This window comes from Burkholderia sp. B10 (genome assembly GCF_004368385.1).
Lineage (GTDB): Bacteria > Pseudomonadota > Gammaproteobacteria > Burkholderiales > Burkholderiaceae > Burkholderia > Burkholderia vietnamiensis.
Window position 1 is genome coordinate 76,893 of record NZ_PQMX01000018.1, and the last position, 17,630, is coordinate 94,522.

At 68.9% G+C, this 17,630-nt stretch carries 15 protein-coding genes and 1 pseudogene; 8 read left to right on the plus strand and 8 right to left on the minus strand.

Features of this window, described 5'->3' with window-relative positions; all coding sequences use genetic code 11:
- Positions 1–33 precede the first annotated feature (33 nt).
- The 5 genes and pseudogenes from C3Y15_RS12105 to C3Y15_RS12125 all read right to left on the minus strand — a co-directional run bounded on the left by C3Y15_RS12105 (position 34) and on the right by C3Y15_RS12125 (position 3,786).
- Positions 34–918, minus strand: coding sequence for a pirin family protein (locus C3Y15_RS12105; protein WP_011884398.1), 885 nt, complete (start codon positions 916–918; stop codon positions 34–36).
- Between the two features lie 26 nt (positions 919–944).
- A pseudogene (locus C3Y15_RS12110) lies at positions 945–1,339 on the minus strand (OsmC family protein).
- A gap of 48 nt (positions 1,340–1,387) precedes the next feature.
- On the minus strand, positions 1,388–2,968 hold the full coding sequence (locus tag C3Y15_RS12115) for a sodium:proton antiporter (protein WP_046429090.1): 1,581 nt from the start codon (positions 2,966–2,968) through the stop codon (positions 1,388–1,390).
- Complete coding sequence (locus tag C3Y15_RS12120) at positions 2,965–3,228, minus strand: DUF1427 family protein (RefSeq protein ID WP_045579237.1); 264 nt, start codon at positions 3,226–3,228, stop codon at positions 2,965–2,967. Before C3Y15_RS12120 ends, C3Y15_RS12115 begins: the two co-directional genes overlap by 4 nt.
- A 189-nt stretch (positions 3,229–3,417) precedes the next feature.
- Positions 3,418–3,786 carry a hypothetical protein gene (locus C3Y15_RS12125; protein WP_059669440.1) on the minus strand — a complete coding sequence of 123 codons (369 nt, stop codon included), beginning with the start codon at positions 3,784–3,786 and terminating at the stop codon, positions 3,418–3,420.
- A 159-nt stretch (positions 3,787–3,945) separates the two neighbouring features.
- On the opposite strand from C3Y15_RS12125, the gene C3Y15_RS12130 reads away from it, so the two are divergent.
- Positions 3,946–4,860: a hypothetical protein gene (locus C3Y15_RS12130; protein WP_059695913.1), complete on the plus strand. Its 915-nt coding sequence runs from the start codon at positions 3,946–3,948 to the stop codon at positions 4,858–4,860.
- Complete coding sequence (locus tag C3Y15_RS12135; RefSeq protein WP_046429096.1) at positions 4,857–5,537, plus strand: DUF1275 family protein; 681 nt, start codon at positions 4,857–4,859, stop codon at positions 5,535–5,537. The genes C3Y15_RS12130 and C3Y15_RS12135 overlap by 4 nt, the downstream gene beginning before the upstream one ends.
- Before the next feature lie 414 nt (positions 5,538–5,951).
- Here the strand turns inward: C3Y15_RS12135 and C3Y15_RS12140 are convergent, their stop codons facing one another.
- Positions 5,952–7,538, minus strand: coding sequence for an acid phosphatase (locus C3Y15_RS12140; protein ID WP_069246210.1), 1,587 nt, complete (start codon positions 7,536–7,538; stop codon positions 5,952–5,954).
- Between the two features lie 218 nt (positions 7,539–7,756).
- On the opposite strand from C3Y15_RS12140, the gene C3Y15_RS12145 reads away from it, so the two are divergent.
- From C3Y15_RS12145 to C3Y15_RS12155, 3 genes are all read left to right on the plus strand, one after another.
- Complete coding sequence (locus tag C3Y15_RS12145; protein WP_069246211.1) at positions 7,757–9,118, plus strand: cytochrome c peroxidase; 1,362 nt, start codon at positions 7,757–7,759, stop codon at positions 9,116–9,118.
- 156 nt (positions 9,119–9,274) lie between these two features.
- The gene (locus C3Y15_RS12150) at positions 9,275–9,661 is read left to right on the plus strand and encodes an RT0821/Lpp0805 family surface protein (RefSeq protein WP_011884411.1); all 387 of its coding nucleotides are present in this window, start codon (positions 9,275–9,277) and stop codon (positions 9,659–9,661) included.
- 11 nt (positions 9,662–9,672) lie between these two features.
- Complete coding sequence (locus C3Y15_RS12155; RefSeq protein WP_124260050.1) at positions 9,673–10,176, plus strand: NUDIX hydrolase; 504 nt, start codon at positions 9,673–9,675, stop codon at positions 10,174–10,176.
- 101 nt (positions 10,177–10,277) lie between these two features.
- Here C3Y15_RS12155 and C3Y15_RS12160 read toward each other — a convergent pair whose 3' ends face one another.
- Positions 10,278–11,987, minus strand: a complete 1,710-nt coding sequence (locus C3Y15_RS12160; protein WP_011884416.1) for a glutamine--tRNA ligase/YqeY domain fusion protein — start codon at positions 11,985–11,987, stop codon at positions 10,278–10,280.
- Positions 11,988–12,239: 252 nt separating this feature from the next.
- Between C3Y15_RS12160 and C3Y15_RS12165 the strand changes: the two genes are divergently transcribed.
- Both C3Y15_RS12165 and C3Y15_RS12170 read left to right on the plus strand, forming a co-directional pair.
- On the plus strand, positions 12,240–12,449 hold the full coding sequence (locus C3Y15_RS12165) for an ornithine acetyltransferase (RefSeq protein WP_011884418.1): 210 nt from the start codon (positions 12,240–12,242) through the stop codon (positions 12,447–12,449).
- A gap of 168 nt (positions 12,450–12,617) precedes the next feature.
- The gene (locus C3Y15_RS12170; protein ID WP_011884419.1) at positions 12,618–13,181 is read left to right on the plus strand and encodes an alpha/beta hydrolase; all 564 of its coding nucleotides are present in this window, start codon (positions 12,618–12,620) and stop codon (positions 13,179–13,181) included.
- Positions 13,182–13,415: 234 nt separating this feature from the next.
- Here C3Y15_RS12170 and C3Y15_RS12175 read toward each other — a convergent pair whose 3' ends face one another.
- Entirely contained in the window at positions 13,416–14,636 is a 1,221-nt protein-coding gene (locus C3Y15_RS12175; protein WP_011884420.1) for a CaiB/BaiF CoA-transferase family protein, read from the minus strand.
- A 237-nt stretch (positions 14,637–14,873) separates the two neighbouring features.
- On the opposite strand from C3Y15_RS12175, the gene alaS reads away from it, so the two are divergent.
- Positions 14,874–17,498 (plus strand): alanine--tRNA ligase, encoded by a 2,625-nt coding sequence (gene alaS, locus C3Y15_RS12180; RefSeq protein ID WP_034193300.1) that lies wholly within the window; start codon positions 14,874–14,876, stop codon positions 17,496–17,498.
- Positions 17,499–17,630: the final 132 nt, after the last annotated feature.

The following is a 17,630-nucleotide window of genomic DNA, read 5'->3' on the forward strand; positions in this document are numbered from 1 at the left end:
GGCGTGCATGCCGGCCTTGCCGCATGCCGCCGCTCAGTGTGCGTTGCGCTCGGGCTGGCGCGTCCATTCGTGTTCCTCGCCCGGCACCTTGCCGAACGTCTGCGCGGCCCACGCGGCGCGTGCGGCGTCGATCTTCGCGCGCGCGCTCGACACGAAGTTCCATTCGATGAATCGCTCGCCGGGCAGATGCGCGCCGCCGAGCAGCATCACGCGCGCGCCCGACGCGCTCGCGAGCGCGACCGTCGCGCCGGGTTCGAGCACGGCCATCGTCGCCGTGGCGAGCGGCGTGCCGTCGATCGTCAGCTCGCCGTCGACCAGATACACGCCGCGTTCCTCATGCTCGGCGTCGAGCGCGAGCGCTCCGCCGGCCGCGAATTCCGCATAGGCGTAAAGCGTCGGCGAGAACACGGCGACCGGCGACACGAGCCCGAACGCGGTGCCGGCGATCACGCGCACGCTCGCGCCGTCGCGCGTGAACGACGGCAGCGTGTCGGCCGCGTGATGCACGAACGCGGGCTCGACGTCCTCGTGCTCGATCGGCAGCGCGACCCAGGTCTGGATGCCGTGCACCGGCTGTTCGTGCGGTCGGTCTTCGTCGGGCGAGCGCTCCGAGTGGACGATGCCGCGCCCGGCCGTCATCCAGTTCACGTCGCCGGGCACGATCTTTTGCCGGAAGCCGAGGCTGTCGTGATGCATCAGCGAGCCTTCGAACAGGTACGTGACGGTGGCGAGGCCGATGTGCGGATGCGGCAGCACGTCGATGCCGCGACCGGGCGGCAGCACGGCCGGCCCCATTTCGTCGAAGAAGATGAACGGGCCGACGAGCCGGGCCGCGCGCGCGGGCAGCACGCGACGCACGACGAGGTTGCCGATGTCGCTTTCGCGCGGCGTGAGCAGGGTCTTGATCGATGCGGACATGGTGGGGATCTCGTGCGCGGGTGAACTCAGGCGATGGCCGTGTCGATCGTGATCGCGGATGCGACAGGATCTTGTGGACCGGGCACGCGTTCGCGATCTGCAGCAGGCGCGCGCGCTGTTCGTCCGACAGGTCGCCGTCGAGCGTGATGCGACGCGCGATCGTGCTGCCGGCGCTGCCGGCCTCGTGCGCGAGCTTCACGTGGACCTCCGCGAGCGGCCAGCCCTTGCGTTGCGCGTACATCTTCAGCGTGATCGCGGTGCATGCGCCGAGGCTCGACAGCAGCAGCGCGACCGGCGTCGGCGCGGTGTCGCCGCCGCCGAGCGCCACCGGTTCGTCGGCGCGCCATTGATGCACGCCGTCGGTGAAATGGACCAGATAATCGACCGAGCCGATGCTCGCTTCGACGGACAGTTCGCTCATTGCAATTCCAGGTTGGGGTAGGGGCGGCCGGCGATCGCGTGCCGGGCGTCACGGCTCGAGCAGGCGCTGCAGCCGCAGCTCCTCGAAATCCAGCTCGGATTCTATGCGGTGCAGCACGGCGTCGTCGACGCGGCCGTCGCGATGCAGCGCGAGCAGCGCATCGCGCGACACGCCGACCATCTCGAGCTCGACGCCCAGCATCCGCGCGCGCACCTGCGCCGGCTGCGCGCCGTCGCGGTGGGCGCGCTCGTTGAACGCGACGCGGTTGCGGTATTCGGTGAGCAGCCGCTCGCGCGACGCGCGCTCGAGGCCGTCGCCGTCCGGTCCGCGCGCATCGAGCGCGGCGAGCGCCGCGCCGAACGTGTGCGCGCGCACCGCGTGCTCGGACATCGTGTGGCGCACGGCGGGGCGCAGCTTCAGCACGCGGATCAGCGGCGCGAGCGTGCCGCCCTGGACCACCAGCGTCGCGATGATCAGCAGGAACGTGCTGAACAGGATCAGGTCGCGCGCGGGAAAATCGGCCGGCAGCGCGATCGCGGCGGCGAGGCTCACGACGCCGCGCATGCCCGACCAGCCGAGCACGACGGCCTCGCGCCACGACCACGGCGGATGGCCGGCGCGCGGCGCGCGCAGCCGTGCGGGCAGCCACATCGCGACGAACACCCAGACGACGCGTGCGGCGATCGCGGCGGCCGTCGCCGGCAGCGCGACGCGCAGGCCGGCCATCAGCACCGCGCCTTCCTGGTTCACGCGCGCGAGAATCGCATGCAGCGCGAGGCCGATCAGGATGAACACGAGCGCGTCGAGCACGAACACGACGGCTTCCCAGGTGGCCTTCGCCTTGATCCGCAGATCGGCGCCGAACACGCGGTGCTGACGCACGCCGAGCACGAGGCCGCAGGTCACGACCGACAGCACGCCCGAGCCGTGCACGGCCTCCGCGATTCCGTAGCTGCCCCACGCCATCGCGAACGTGACGACGATGCCGAGCATCGGCTCGCGCACGCGCTGCAGCACCCAGCACATCGCGTGGCCGCATACGAGGCCGGTCACGATGCCGATCAGCGTGAGCGAGAAGAACAGCGCGGTGGCGCCCGCGGTCGTGATCGTCACCGCCAGCGCGGCGGAGACGGCCATCTGGTACAGCAGCAGGCCCGACGCATCGTTGACGAGGCTCTCGCCTTCGAGCACCGCGACGAGCCGCGCGGGCAGCGGATGGCGCTGCAGGATCGCCTTCGCGGCGACCGCGTCGGGCGGCGACACGATCGCGCCGAGCGTGAAGCATGCGGCCCACGGCAGCGCCGGGTTCGCCGCATGCACGGCGAGCGCGACGGCCACGGTCGTGAACGCCACCGCGCCGAGCGCCAGCGACGCGATCGACGCGAGCTCGTGCCGGAATTCCTTCCACGCGGTATAGAAGCCGCTCGACATCAGCAGCGGCGGCAGCACGGCCGCGAGCAGCAGCGCGGGGTCCATGTCGGGCACCCGCTTGCCGGCGACGGCCACCACGCAGCCGCCGACGAGCAGCACGACGGCCGGCGGAATCGACACGCGCTCGGCGAGCCACGTGAGCGCGCCCGCGCCGCAGATCAACAGCAGCAGGTAATGAAACAGTTCGACGTTGCTCATGCGTGGTATCGGGGTGCGGTGTGGATCACGATGACTTGCGCGCGTTCGTGGTGCGGCAAGGTGCGCTGGCTGCAGGTTGCGTCGCGCCATGCGGCGCTCGGCCGACAACCTGCGGGCATGCGCCGCGCGACGGACGGGAGCCGTTCGCCGGCCAGCAGGCCGAGCAGGCCGGTGAGCGCGAACCGCGGCGGGGCGGGCGAGTTCAGTTCGAGCGCGCCGTAGAGCATGCCGGCGAGCAGCGAGAAGACAGACGGTTTCATGGAGGCGGGTGTCGTGATCGCCGGGCGGCGGCGCGAGGGCTTCGTCAAAGTTTTGAAAGCGTATCGGGTTTGCGTGAAGAAAAAAAGGGCGGACTGCCGAGACGGACGGCGCGTCCGGCGAGGCCGTGACCGATGGCGAGCGCGGCAAGGATGACGTTCGCGTGTGGGTGCGGATGAGGTCACGCATGGTCACGCCGACGTTCTCGCCCGACGCTGTGTGATGGAAGCGCCGTTGTTCAGACGTCCGCAACTTCGTGCAGATAACGCCGACGTGCTGTTCGATGTCGCCCCGATGCACGAGCCGGCCGCACCGCGCACGGCTATGCCGGATATCACGAGACGACCGGCCGTTTGCAGGGCGAATTCGAAAAAGTGAATCGTGAAAATCCGCTCGACGGGCTCAACCGGTTCCCCGATCATGCGGAAACGCTTTCCGGGCGGACGACGAACCGCAGCGCAGCATGATGCCGCGGCGTGGCCGCGCGGCACCGGATCGCGTACCGGCGCGAGCACGTCGTCGAGCGCGACGGCGAGCTTCGCGACGAGCGAGGTCCGCAACCGCGGGCGTCGCTCGCTTCGGTTCACTCGACAATTTTTTCGTGCATCTCGGGCCACTCGCGGCACGCGTGCTTGCAGCCACCCCGACGCCCGACGCTGCACGCCCACCGCCCGGCGACGGCCCGTTTCGATGACGATGCAACAACAGGAAACTTGGTGATGCAATCCATTCGCTCCATGCTGGTCGCCGCGCTGATCGCGGGCGGCCTCGCGCTCGCGCCGGCCGCGTTCGCGAAGCCGCCGGTGCCGCCGGCCGTCACGCCGACGCTTGCCGTCGGTGCGCAGTACGACACCACGCACGTGTACGTCGCGCCCGAGGACTTCGCGCGCTTCACCGACAGCTTCGTCGCGACGTTCGGCGGCAGCAAGTCGAAGCAGGGCGTGTTCCAGGTCACGCCGACGCCGAGCCGGACGATGTCGCAGCTCGTGTTCACGCCGGTCGGCACGCTTTCGGTGTTCGGCTTCAAGACGCCGGTGCCCTGGCCGTTCGGCGCCGAGCGCACCGGCTATCTGGTGACCGACATGGACGCGGCGGTGAAGGTTGCGCGCGAGCACGGCGCGGACGTGATCGTCGACACGTTCGCCGATCCGATCGGCCGCGATGCGCTCGTCTCGTGGCCCGGCGGCGTGAACATGCAGCTGTACTGGCACAACCAGGCGCCGCACTACGACGCGCTGCAGAGCGTGCCGGAGAATCGCGTGTACGTGTCGCCGCAAAGCATGCGCAAGTTCGTGCACGACTTCGTGAAGTTCTCGAAAGGCAAGGTGGTGTCCGACGACGCGAACGCGCCCGGCATCGAAATCGGCCGGCCGAACGACACGTATCGGCGCATCCGCATCGAATCGGGTTTCGGCAAGATGACCGTGCTCGTCACCGACGGGCAGTTGCCCTATCCGTTCGGCCGCGAGATGACCGGCTACGCGGTCGCCGATCTCGCCGCGACGCTGCAGAAGGCGCAAGCCGCCGGCGTGACCGTGCTTGTGCCGCCGTTCGCATCGGACGGCCGCGACGCGGCGCTCGTGCAGTTCCCGGGCGGCTACATCGCCGAAATCCACGCGAGCGCGACGCGATGAAGCACGAGGACACGATCCTGGCCGCGGTGGCCGGCTTTGTCGACACGCTGAGCTTCGTCGCGCTGTTCGGGCTGTTCACCGCGCACGTGACCGGCAACTTCGTGCTGATCGGTGCGGGCATCGCGGGCTTCGGCCAGGGCGTCGTGCTCAAGCTCAGCGTGTTTCCGGCGTTCGTGTGCGGCGTGATCGCGGCGAGCCTGATCGCGCGCTCGATGTCCGCGCGGCCCGCATGGCAGGGCGCGCGCGTGCTGCATACGGTGCAGGCCGTGCTGCTGCTCGGCTTCTGCGCGGCCGGCTGGTGGGCGACGCCCGTCACGCAGCCCGACGCGCTGCCGGCGCTCGTCGCGGGCATCGTCGGCACGTTCGCGATGGGCGTGCAGAACGCGCATGCGCGGGTGATCCCGCGCGCCGCCGGCGTGCCGAATACGGTGATGACCGGCAACGTCACGCAGGCGATCCTCGACGTCGTCGAGCTGTGCTCGCGCGGCACGGCCGACGCCGCGCGTGCGACCGCACGCGCGCGCTTCGGCAAGATGCTGCCGGCGATCGTCGCGTTCGCATTCGGCGCGGCGTGCGGCGCGCTCGGGTTCCGCTACGTCGGTTTTCTCGCGCTGCTCGCGCCGGCCGCCGCGCTCGCGGTGCTCGCGCTCGGCGCGGCGCCGCAGGAGCGTGCGTGACGGGGCCGCGCGTGCGCGCTTCGTGATTGGCAGGTTTGCCAGCGCGGCTGGCCGCGCTCGCGTTTCGTTGCGGTAGCGCGCGACGATCGGCGGCTTGGTCCGTTGGTGGCCGAACGTTGCGCTGCCGGGTACGGCCGGGAAGGGCCGGTCGTGGGCCGGAATCCAGGTGCAACTGCGCGCTGACTGCACGACCGTCGCGCCCGTGACCGGCATGCTCAAGCCCGCGCAACGCCGAGGCGGCGACGCGATCGAGCAGACCGCAGGCACGATGTGCATCACGTCGGCGCCGAGTCGAAGCAAGACGGGTGACGCACGCGCCACGGCGCGGCAGATGAAAAAAGGGCAGCCGCGACGGGCTGCCCTTGGTTCGACCGGCCGGCGTGGTGGCCGGTCCGGTCGTGACGATGCTGCGTGTTACAGGTTCGGCGACAGCGCGAGCGCGTTCGTCAGGTCGCCCATCGGCTGTGCGCCGTTCGCCTTCAGCGCGTCGTCGCGCTGTTGCAGGCCCGCGAGGCGCGGCAGCGAGAAGCGGCGCGTGATGAAGCGCAGGATCGAGCCGGTGTCGTACTGCGTATGGTCGACGAAGCCCTTCTTCGCGAACGGCGACACGATCAGCGCCGGAATGCGCGTGCCCGGGCCCCAGCGGTCGCCGCTCGGCGGTGCGGCGTGATCCCAGAAGCCGCCGTTCTCGTCGTAGGTGACGATCACGACCATGTTCTTCCACTGCGGGCTGGCCTGCAGGTGCGCGATCACGTCGGCGATGTGCTGGTCGCCGGACGTGACGTCCGTGTAGCCCGGGTGCTCGTTCAGGTTGCCTTGCGGCTTGTAGAACGTGACCTGCGGCAGCGTGCCCGCGTCGATCGCCTTGATGAAGTCCGCGCCGTTCGCGCCGCCGTCGAGCAGATGCTGCGCACGGTTCGCGGTGCCCGGCGCCTGGTTCGCGTAGTAGTTGAACGGCTGATGGTGCGGCTGGAAGTTCGGCGTCGACAGATCGGCGCCGTAGATCACGTTCGACGTGCCGTTCTGGCTCGCCTGCAGCGCCTGGCCCCACGCGCCCGAATACCATGCCCACGACACGCCCGCGCCGGTCATCAGGTCGCCGATGTTGGTGGCCGTCTGCGGCGGCATCGTCGACGGGTTCGCCGGGTCGGCGAGCAGCGGATCGCCGCCTGTGGCAGCCTTGTTGCCGCTCGGCTGGTAGGCCGGCTGCATCGTGTTCACGCCGTAGAAGTCGGGCGTGAGCGCGCCGTCGTTGACGAACTTCGGCGGGCCGCTCAGGGCCGACGCCGGCGAGTTCGACGCGACCTTCAGCGACTTGCCGTCGGCGTTCAGCACCGCGATCTTGCCGGCCGCGACGCTCTTGTCGGCGTTCGGGTAGTACGGTGCGCACGCGCACACCAGGTACTGGTGGTTCAGGAACGAACCGCCGAACGCGCCCATGAAGAAGTTGTCGGCCAGCACGTACTGCTGCGCGAGCTTCCACAGCGGCAGCTTCGACGGATCGGGCGTGTAGTGGCCCATCGTCAGGCCGCCCGCATCGGTCCAGGCGGCGTACATGTCGTTCTTGCCGCCGTCGATCTGCATCTGGTCCTGATAGAAGCGGTGCACGATGTCGCGCGTCGCGATGCTCATCGGCTGGTTGAAGCCCTTCGGATCGTCGATCGCGAACGGCGCGTTCGGCAGGTTCGCCGTCATCGCCTCGGTGACCGCCGGCGTGATGCCGGTCGCGGTCAGGCCGCCCCAGACCTTCGGCAGCGTCGCGAGCGTCGAGCCGTCGCGGTCCTTCTGCACCGAGTTCGCGGCCGTCGCGTTCTGCAGGCCGTTCGCGCCCGGGAAGTTGCCGTACAGGTTGTCGAAGCTGCGGTTTTCCGCGTAGATCACGACGACGTTCTTGACGGCCGACAGACCCTGTTGCGTGACATCGTCGCCGCCGCAGGCGGTCAGGCTCAGCGCGGCCGCGAGCGCGATCGGCGTACAGCGAATCCAGGCGTGCTTCTTCATGCGTTTTTCTCTCTCGTCGTTTGTCACGTGTGGGAACCGGGTGGTGTTCGGCCGGCGCGGACGCGGCGTGGCATCGACCGGCTGCGCGCATTATCTGGAACCCATTTGACAGGCTGGTGTAGGGCTGCTTTCAATTCGCTGTCGGCTTACCGTCATGCGACCGTCATGCAACTGACATAAGCTCCGGCCGATCGACCACCGCTACAAGAAGAACGACGATGCACAGCCTTCCGAACTCCCGCGCGTCAGCGCGATCGTTGCTGCCGGCCATGGCGGCGCTGCTCGCGGCCGGCGCGCTCGCCGCCCTGGCCGGGTGCGACGCGCGGCCCGCCGCGACTGCCGTGGCCACAGCGGTCATTTCCGCCGCCCAGGCCGCGCCGGCCGCGCCGACGCTCGCACCGGCGGTCGCGCCGCCCAATCAGCCGCAGAGCCGCGCGCAGGTGTTCGAGGGCGTGAAGCAGATGACGGCGCTCGGCAAGCAGCTGTTCTTCGATCCGTCGCTGTCGGGCTCGGGCAAGCTCGCGTGCGCGTCGTGCCACAGCCCCGACCATGCGTTCGGGCCGCCGAACGCGCTGTCGGTGCAGCTCGGCGGCGACGACATGCATCGCACCGGTTTTCGCGCGGCACCGTCGCTGAAGTACCTGCGCGGGATCCCGCCGTTCAGCGAGCACTTCCACGATTCGCCGGACGAAGGCGACGAGAGCATCGACGCGGGGCCGACGGGCGGGCTGACGTGGGACGGCCGCGTCGATACGCGCGACGCGCAGGCGCGCATCCCGCTCACGTCGCCGTTCGAGATGAGCAGCTCGCCCAAGCGCGTCGCGCAGGCCGTGCGCGCGGCGCCGTATGCGGACGCGTTCCGCCGCGCGTTCGGCGACCCGGTGCTCGCCGACGATCAGGCGACCTTCGCCGCGGTGCTGCGCGCGCTCGACGCGTTCCAGCAGCAGCCGGCGCTGTTCGATCCGTACACGAGCAAGTACGACGCGTATCTGGCCGGCCATGCGAAGCTCACGCCGGCCGAACTGCACGGCTTGCAGCTGTTCAACGACGAGCGCAAGGGCAATTGCGCGAGCTGTCACGTGAGCCAGCGCACGCTCGAAGGCGGGCCGCCGCAATTCAGCGATTTCGGGCTGATCGCGATCGCGGTGCCGCGCAACCGCGCGCTGGCCGTCAATCGCGACGCGCGCTTCCACGATCTCGGCGCGTGCGGGCCACAGCGCACCGACCTGAAGGGTCGCGACGAATTCTGCGGGCTGTTCCGCACGCCGTCGCTGCGCAACGTGGCGTTGCGCAAGACCTTCTTCCACAACGGCGTGTACCACTCGCTCGACGACGTGCTGCGCTTCTACGCGGAGCGCGACATCCATCCGGAGAAGTTCTATCCGGTCGTGCACGGCAAGGTGCAGATCTACGACGACCTGCCGAAACGCTACTGGCCGAACATCAACCGCGAGCCGCCGTTCGACCGCAAGCGCGGCGACGCGCCCGCGCTGAACGCCGCCGAGATCAAGGATGTGATCGCGTTCCTGAACACGCTGACCGACGGATATCAACCTGCGGCCGATCACGCGGCGCGCTGAGCGCAGCGCACGCGGCACGCATGCTATGCTCGCTCGCTGACAGGCGTGGCGAGTGGCGCGTGCCGGTTCGGCGGCCGCCGGTTTGCCGGCTGGCCAGCCACCGGCGCACCGGCCGCGCGCCGCGCCGTTCGATCGAACATCCAAGGAGAACAACACATGTCGATGCGTGCATCCCTTTCCGTCGTCACGCGCGTGCTGGCCGGCGTCGCGTGCGCAGCCGCGCTGCTGCCCGCCCATGCGCAAAGCAACCTGGGCTTTCTGAACGACACGCCGCTGACCTATTTCAGCAACGCCGACCAGGAGTCGCTGGCCGACGCCGTCGCGCACGCGCGCGACACCAGCAAGGACGGCCAGACGTCGACGTGGCGGAGCAGCAGCAGCGGCACGCAGATCGTGGCGAAGCTCACGCCGTCGACGAGCCACAGCGACGGCCGCACGTGCCGCGAGGTCGTGACGGAAATTGCCGCGAAGGGCCAGACGCTGACGCTCAAGCCGTTCTACTGCAAGACGGCCGCGGGCGCGTGGCAGTTGCAGAAGCGCTGAGCGCACGCGCAATGACGCGCGGCGGCGCGACGCGCACGGTGTCGTGCGGCGTCGTGATCCTCGATACGGCGGGCCGCGTGTTCCTTGCGCATGCGACGGACACCACGCACTGGGACATCCCGAAAGGGCAGGGCGAGCCCGGCGAGACGCCGGCCGATGCGGCGCTGCGTGAGCTGCGCGAGGAAACCGGCGTCGAACTGGCGGCGGCGCGGCTCGTCGATCTCGGCCGCTTCGCCTATCGCCACGACAAGGATCTGCATCTGTTCGCGGTGCAGGTCGCGGACGACGAGATCGATCCCGCGCGCTGCACGTGCACGTCGCTGTTCCCGAGCCGTCGCGACGGCTCGCTGATTCCCGAGATGGACGCGTACCGGTGGACCGCGCCCGACGAAATCGACGCGTATGCGAGCCGTAGCCTCGCGCGGCTGTTTCACACGGCGTTGCCGCTCGCGGATGTGCAGCGCCGGCTCGCGGGCGGGAGACACCGGCGGCGCGGCCTTGTGTGCAGGCAATGAAAGAACGGCCCGAAGGCCGTTTTTTTTCGATCGTGCGACATGCGTCGCGGCGATCGCGCGATGTGCGCCGCAGGCCACCGGCCCGCGCGCGCAACGGCCCGTCAGGCCGGCTTGCCCCAGCTGTCGCGCAGCCCGACGATGCGGTTGAACACCGGCTTGCCCGGCTTCGAGTCGATGCGATCGGCGACGAAATAGCCGTGACGCTCGAACTGCAGGCGCGTTTCCGGCGCGACGTCGCCGGCGCCCGGTTCGACGTAGGCCTGCGTGACCTTCTTCGAATTCGGGTTGAGCGCGTCGAGGAAGTTCGCGCCGCCTGCGTCCGGGTGCGGCTCCTTGAACAACCGGTCGTAGATCCGCACTTCGGCCGGCTGCGCGTGCTTCGCGCTGACCCAGTGGATGTTGCCCTTGACCTTGTAGTTGTTCGCGCCGTCGGTGCCCGACTTGCTGTCCGGGAAGTAGTTGCAGTGCACGGCCGTCACGTTGCCGTCGGCGTCCTTGTCGAAACCCGTGCATTCGACCACGTAGCCGTAGCGCAGGCGCACCTTGTTGCCCGGGAACAGCCGGAAATAGCCCTTCGGCGGCGCTTCGGCGAAGTCGTCGCGCTCGATCCACAGCTCGCGCGAGATCGGGAACGTGCGCACGCCGCGATCCGGATGATGCGGATGCACGGGCGCCGTGCAGGCTTCCTCGAGGTCTTCCGGATAGTTGTCGATCACGAGCTTCAGCGGATCGAGCACGCCGACCGTACGCGCCGCCTTGTCGTCGAGGTCGTCGCGCAGCGCGCCTTCGAACACGCTCATGTCGATCCACGAGTCGACCTTCGTCACGCCGATCCGCTCGCAGAACAGCTGGATGCTCTCCGGCGTGAAGCCGCGCCGGCGAATCCCGACGATGGTCGGCATGCGCGGGTCGTCCCAGCCTTCGACGTGGCCTTCGGTCACCAGTTGCAGCAGCTTGCGCTTGCTGGTGATCGCGTACGTGAGGTTCAGCCGCGAGAATTCGATCTGTTGCGGCAGCGGCCGCGTGAACACGCCGGCTTCGGCGAGCTCGTTGAGCACCCAGTCGTACAGCGGACGGTGATCCTCGAATTCGAGCGTGCACAGCGAATGCGTGATGCCTTCGAGCGCATCCGAGATGCAGTGCGTGTAGTCGTACATCGGATACACGCACCATGCGTCGCCGGTGCGATAGTGGTGCGCGTAGCGGATCCGGTAGATCACCGGGTCGCGCATGTTCATGTTCGGCGACGCCATGTCGATCTTCGCGCGCAGCACGTGCTCGCCTTCCTTGAACTCGCCGGCCTTCATCCGGCGGAACAGGTCGAGGTTTTCCTCGGGCGAACGGTCGCGATACGGCGACGGCTTGCCGCCTTCGGTCAGCGAGCCGCGGTTCGCGCGCATTTCGTCCGCGCTCTGGCTGTCGACGTACGCCTTGCCGCGCTGGATCAGCAGCTCGGCGAACTCGTAGAGCTTGTCGTAGTAGTCGCTCGCGAAATACTGATGATCGACCGCGTCCTTGCGCCAGTCGAAGCCGAGCCAGCGCACCGCGTCGACGATCGAGTCGACGTATTCGACGCTTTCCTTTTCCGGGTTCGTGTCGTCGAAGCGCAGGTGGCACACGCCGCCGTAGTCGCGTGCGACGCTGAAGTTCAGGCAGATGCTCTTCGCATGGCCGATGTGCAGATAGCCGTTCGGCTCGGGCGGGAAGCGCGTCTCGACGCGGCCGCCCCATTTGCCGGTGCGGTTGTCGTCGTCGATGATGTTGCGGATGAAATTGGAAGCCGCGGGGGCGTCGTTACGTTCGGTGCTCATGCGGTTGGCGTCAGGTTGTGTCGGCGCGTCGCGCCGGTTTAATCCTGCAATTCTACCTGACCGGGGTCCGTCCCGCGCGGGTTGCGGCGCCGCCCGCGCCGGTGCGCGCCGCGCAACCCAGTATCTCGATAGTGTGTCGGCTGTAACACGAGGTAAATCGGTTTGCCGCGCGTGTTCGGCTGTTTCTATGATGGCTTTACCGATTCGACGCCGCCATTCGTATTATTTGCCGGCGAAAGGAAGCCAACAATCATGATGAAGCAGACCACTTTTCTCGTTCGTACCGCCGTGATCGTCGCGGCCCTGTCCCAACTCGGCGCATGCGCGATGACGCACACGCAGCGCAACGCCGGCATCGGCGCGGCCGCGGGCGGCGCGCTCGGTTATCTCATTACCGGCGGCCCGATCGGCACGGTCGCAGGCGCGGCGGCCGGCGGCCTGGTCGGCGCCGGCGTGCGTTGAGCGAAGCCGGCGCATGAGCGCTGACCGCTCGTGACGGCGCGCGCGGCACGCGACGCACCGGTTTCCCGCGCATCCATTCCGCAATTCGACAGGCAGCAATCAGGGAGGACCGGATGTGCGACACTTCGTCGGCTTCACATAACGATTTCATTCGTCGACGAAACCTTCATGAGCGATTCACTCGTGTTCGTGCTGCCGGGCTACGCCAACTCCGGCCCGCTGCATTGGCAAAGCCGCTGGGAGCGGGCCGACGCGCGCTTCGTGCGCGTGGCGATGCCCGACTGGAACCACGCATTCCGTAACGGCTGGTGTCTCGCGCTCGACCGTGCGATCGACGCCGCGCGCGGCCCGGTGACGATTGCCGCGCACAGCCTCGGCACGTTGACCACGGCCTGGTGGGCCACCCGCTATGCGCGGCCAGCCGCGTTGGCGAAGGTGCGCGGCGCGCTGCTGGTCGCGTTGCCCGATCCGGCCGGGGCCGTGTTTCCGGCCGACGCGCACGGCTTCGGGCCGGTGCCGCACGAACGGCTGCCGTTTCCGACCCGCGTGGTCGCGAGCAGCGACGATCCGTACGGCTCGATTTCATTCGCACGCGGTTGTGCGCAGGCGTGGGGCAGTGTGTTCCACGATCTCGGCCCGCGTGGTCATATCAATGCGGACAGCGGGCTCGGCGACTGGCCTGACGGGCGCCGCTGGCTCGACGCGCTGGGCGGTGGGGCGGAACGCGGCTGACGCGTGCGTGCCGAGTGCCGAGTGCCGGCCGTCGCGCCGGCCGGGCGCGAACGGCGGATCATCGGCTGGGGAACACTACGCGCCGCTCGCACCGCAACGGATGAGCTGGCGCTCGCCTTGTGCTTCACGCTGCGACGGGTCGGCCGGCGCTCGCCATGCGGCCACGTTGCGACGCACCGGTCGGCTCCCGCGCGCGGCTAACACTACGAGCGCCGCGCCGCGTCCGCGACATACTCAGATCGCCTGCTTCGCGCGCAACGCCGCGATCCGCGAGTCGTCGTAGCCGAGCATGTCGCGCAGCACGTCTTCCGTCTGCGCGCCGAGCAGCGGCGGGGCCGTACGCGCGTCGGGCGGCGTCGCGCTCATCCGGATCGGATTGCGCACCAGCTTCACGTCGGCGCCGCACGGGTGCGGCAGCGACACCTGCATCCCGCGCGCGACCACCTGCTCGTTGGCGAACACTTCGTCGAGTTCGTTGATCGGCCCGCACGGCACGCCGGCCGCTTCGAGCGCGGCGATCCAGTCGGTCTTGCCGCGCGTCTTCACCATCTCCGCGAGGATCGGCACCAGCGTGTCGCGATGGCGCACGCGCGACGGGTTGGTCGCGAACCGCTCGTCGAGCGCGAGCTCCGGCCGGCCGCCGGCCTCGACGAACTTGCGGAACTGCCCGTCGTTGCCGACCGCGACGATGATCCAGCCGTCGCTCGTCTGGAACGTCTGGTACGGCACGATGTTCGGATGCGCATTGCCCCAGCGCACCGGCGGCTTGCCGCTCGCCAGGAAGTTGGTGTTCATGTTCGCGAGCAGCGCGACCTGCACGTCGAGCAGCGCCATGTCGATGTGCTGGCCTTCGCCCGTGCGGTCGCGGTGCGCGAGCGCGGCGAGCACCGCGATCGTCGCATAGAGGCCGGTGGCCAGATCGGCGATCGCGACGCCGGCCTTCTGCGGGCCGCCGCCCGGCTCGCTGTCGCGCTCGCCGGTGATGCTCATGAAGCCGCCGATCCCCTGCACGATGAAGTCGTAGCCCGCGCGATGCGCGTACGGGCCCGTCTGGCCGAAGCCGGTGACCGAGCAGTAGACCAGGTCGGGCTTCACCGCGCGCAGCGATTCGTAGTCGAGCCCGTACTTCTTCAACTGCCCGACCTTGTAGTTCTCCAGCACGACGTCGCTTTGCGCGGCGAGCTCGCGCACGATCTGCTGGCCTTCCGGCGTCGCGATGTCGACCGTCACCGAGCGCTTGTTGCGGTTCGCCGCGAGATAGTACGCGGCCTCGGCGGTGTCGGCGCCGTTCGCGTCCTTCAGGTACGGCGGCCCCCAGTGGCGCGTGTCGTCGCCGGCGCCGGGGCGCTCGACCTTGATCACGTCCGCACCGAAGTCGGCAAGCGTCTGCGCGCACCACGGGCCCGCGAGCACGCGGGTGAGGTCCAGCACGCGGATATGGCTCAGGGCACCCATCGTCGATTCGTCTCCTGTCATGGCTCGCCGCGGCCGGCGAAGGATTGGCATGCCGAGCATCTTAAGGCGAATCGTCCCGGCCGGTGGCCCATTCCGGTCGTCCGGCGAGGCGGGCCGCTGCCGTCTGCGGCCGCCGGTCTCTATCGTATAATCGACCGTTTACGATATTCGCCCGCCGTGCGTCCGCGAGGACGGCCGGCGCTTGAAGCCGTCTTAGCCAGACATTCCCCGCACGCCATGAAAGCTGCCGAAATCCGCGAGAAATTCCTCAAATTCTTCGAATCGAAGGGCCATACGATCGTCCGCTCGTCGAGCCTCGTGCCCGGTAACGACCCCACGCTGATGTTCACCAACTCGGGCATGGTCCAGTTCAAGGACGTGTTCCTCGGCACCGATCAGCGCCCGTACACGCGCGCGACCACCGCGCAGCGCAGCGTGCGCGCCGGCGGCAAGCACAACGACCTCGAGAACGTCGGCTACACGGCGCGCCACCACACGTTCTTCGAGATGCTTGGCAACTTCTCGTTCGGCGACTACTTCAAGCACGACGCGATCCGCTTCGCGTGGGAGCTGCTGACGACCGTCTACCAGCTGCCGAAGGACAAGCTGTGGGTGACCGTCTATCAGGAAGACGACGAGGCGTACGACATCTGGGCGAAGGAAGTCGGCGTGCCGGCCGAGCGCATCATCCGCATCGGCGACAACAAGGGCGCGCGTTACGCGTCGGACAACTTCTGGACGATGGGCGACACCGGCCCGTGCGGCCCGTGCACCGAGATCTTCTACGACCACGGCCCGGACGTCTGGGGCGGCCCGCCGGGATCGCCCGAGGAAGACGGCGACCGCTACATCGAGATCTGGAACCTCGTGTTCATGCAGTTCAACCGCGACGCGCAGGGCAACATGACGCGCCTGCCGAAGCAGTCGGTCGACACCGGCATGGGCCTCGAGCGCCTCGCCGCGGTGCTGCAGCACGTGCACAGCAACTATGAAATCGACCTGTTCCAGAACCTGATCAAGGCCGCCGCGCGCGTGACCGAGACCGCCGATCTGAACAACAACTCGCTGAAGGTGATCGCCGATCACATCCGCGCGTGCTCGTTCCTGATCGTCGACGGCGTGATCCCCGGCAACGAAGGCCGCGGCTACGTGCTGCGCCGGATCGTGCGCCGCGCGATCCGCCACGGCTACAAGCTCGGCCGCAAGGGCGCGTTCTTCCACAAGCTGGTGGCCGATCTGGTCGCCGAGATGGGCGCCGCGTATCCGGAGCTCAGGGAAGCCGAGCAGCGCGTGACCGACGTGCTGCGCCAGGAAGAAGAGCGCTTCTTCGAAACGATCGAGCACGGGATGTCGATCCTCGAGGCGGCGCTCGCCGACGTCGAGGCGAAGGGCGGCAAGGTGCTCGACGGCGAACTTGCGTTCAAGCTGCACGACACCTACGGCTTCCCGCTCGATTTGACCGCCGACGTGTGCCGCGAGCGCGGCATGACGGTCGACGAGCCGGCGTTCGACGACGCGATGGCGCGTCAGCGCGAGCAGGCGCGCGCGGCCGGCAAGTTCAAGGCCACGCAGGGCCTCGAATACACGGGCGCGAAGACGACCTTCCACGGCTACGAGGAAATCGCGTTCGACGACGCGAAGGTCGTCGCGCTGTACGTCGAAGGTTCGTCGGTCGGCGAAGTGAAGGCCGGCCAGGATGCGGTCGTCGTGCTCGACCACACGCCGTTCTACGCGGAATCGGGCGGCCAGGTCGGCGACCAGGGCGTGCTCGCGAACGCCGCGACGCGCTTCGCGGTGGCCGACACGCTGAAGGTGCAGGCCGACGTGATCGGCCACCACGGCACGCTCGAGCAGGGCACGCTGAAGGTCGGCGACGTGCTGCGCGCGGAGATCGACGCACAGCGCCGCGCCCGCACGCAGCGCAACCACTCGGCGACCCACCTGATGCACAAGGCGCTGCGCGAAGTGCTCGGCGCGCACGTGCAGCAGAAGGGTTCGCTCGTCGATGCGGACAAGACCCGCTTCGACTTCGCGCACAACGCGCCGCTGACCGACGACGAAATCCGTCGCGTCGAGCAGATCGTCAACGACGAAATCCTGGCCAACGCGCCGGGCATCGTGCGCGTGATGCCGTACGACGAGGCGGTGAAGGGCGGCGCGATGGCGCTGTTCGGCGAGAAGTACGGCGATGAGGTGCGCGTGCTCGACCTCGGCTTCTCGCGCGAGCTGTGCGGCGGCACGCACGTGCAGCGCACCGGCGACATCGGGCTGTTCAAGATCGTCGTCGAAGGCGGCGTCGCGGCCGGCATCCGCCGCGTCGAGGCGATCACCGGCGACAACGCGGTGCGCTACGTGCAGGAACTCGATGCGCGCGTGAACGAAGCCGCGGCCGCGCTGAAGGCGCAGCCGTCGGAGCTCACGCAGCGCATCGCGCAGGTGCAGGAGCAGGTGAAGTCGCTCGAGAAGGAGCTCGGCGCGCTGAAGTCGAAGCTCGCGTCGAGCCAGGGCGACGAGCTCGCGCAGCAGGCCGTCGAAGTGGGCGGCGTGTTCGTGCTGGCGGCGACGCTCGACGGCGCGGACGCGAAGACGCTGCGCGAGACGGTCGACAAGCTCAAGGACAAGCTGAAGAGCGCGGCGATCGTGCTGGCGGCCGTCGAAGGCGGCAAGGTCAGCCTGATCGCGGGCGTCACGCCCGAGGCGAGCAAGAAGGTCAAGGCCGGCGAGCTCGTGAACTTCGTCGCGCAGCAGGTCGGCGGCAAGGGCGGCGGCCGCCCCGACATGGCGCAGGCGGGCGGCACGGAACCGGCGAACCTGCCGGGCGCGCTCGCGGGCGTGAAGGGCTGGATCGAAGCGCGTCTTTGATCGCTTGATCGTTGCCGACGGCGCGATGCGGTCTCGCTGACCGCGTCGCGCGTCTTGGGGAAAGCGACCCGTTCGGCGTTGGCCGGACGGGTCGCTTTGTTTTTTGCGGTGGGGTTGGGTTCGGCTGGGCGG

What these genes read in the sequence shown, in the direction of transcription:
- C3Y15_RS12120 (WP_045579237.1), bottom strand. Translation starts at nt 3,228, where the DNA reads ATGAAACCGTCTGTCTTCTCGCTGCTCGCCGGCATGCTCTACGGCGCG.
- C3Y15_RS12115 (WP_046429090.1), bottom strand. Translation starts at nt 2,968, where the DNA reads ATGAGCAACGTCGAACTGTTTCATTACCTGCTGCTGTTGATCTGCGGC.
- C3Y15_RS12145 (WP_069246211.1), top strand. Translation starts at nt 7,757, where the DNA reads ATGCACAGCCTTCCGAACTCCCGCGCGTCAGCGCGATCGTTGCTGCCG.
- alaS (WP_034193300.1), top strand. Translation starts at nt 14,874, where the DNA reads ATGAAAGCTGCCGAAATCCGCGAGAAATTCCTCAAATTCTTCGAATCG.
- C3Y15_RS12130 (WP_059695913.1), top strand. Translation starts at nt 3,946, where the DNA reads ATGCAATCCATTCGCTCCATGCTGGTCGCCGCGCTGATCGCGGGCGGC.
- C3Y15_RS12105 (WP_011884398.1), bottom strand. Translation starts at nt 918, where the DNA reads ATGTCCGCATCGATCAAGACCCTGCTCACGCCGCGCGAAAGCGACATC.
- C3Y15_RS12160 (WP_011884416.1), bottom strand. Translation starts at nt 11,987, where the DNA reads ATGAGCACCGAACGTAACGACGCCCCCGCGGCTTCCAATTTCATCCGC.
- C3Y15_RS12165 (WP_011884418.1), top strand. Translation starts at nt 12,240, where the DNA reads ATGATGAAGCAGACCACTTTTCTCGTTCGTACCGCCGTGATCGTCGCG.
- C3Y15_RS12140 (WP_069246210.1), bottom strand. Translation starts at nt 7,538, where the DNA reads ATGAAGAAGCACGCCTGGATTCGCTGTACGCCGATCGCGCTCGCGGCC.
- C3Y15_RS12135 (WP_046429096.1), top strand. Translation starts at nt 4,857, where the DNA reads ATGAAGCACGAGGACACGATCCTGGCCGCGGTGGCCGGCTTTGTCGAC.
- C3Y15_RS12175 (WP_011884420.1), bottom strand. Translation starts at nt 14,636, where the DNA reads ATGGGTGCCCTGAGCCATATCCGCGTGCTGGACCTCACCCGCGTGCTC.
- C3Y15_RS12150 (WP_011884411.1), top strand. Translation starts at nt 9,275, where the DNA reads ATGTCGATGCGTGCATCCCTTTCCGTCGTCACGCGCGTGCTGGCCGGC.
- C3Y15_RS12155 (WP_124260050.1), top strand. Translation starts at nt 9,673, where the DNA reads ATGACGCGCGGCGGCGCGACGCGCACGGTGTCGTGCGGCGTCGTGATC.
- C3Y15_RS12170 (WP_011884419.1), top strand. Translation starts at nt 12,618, where the DNA reads ATGAGCGATTCACTCGTGTTCGTGCTGCCGGGCTACGCCAACTCCGGC.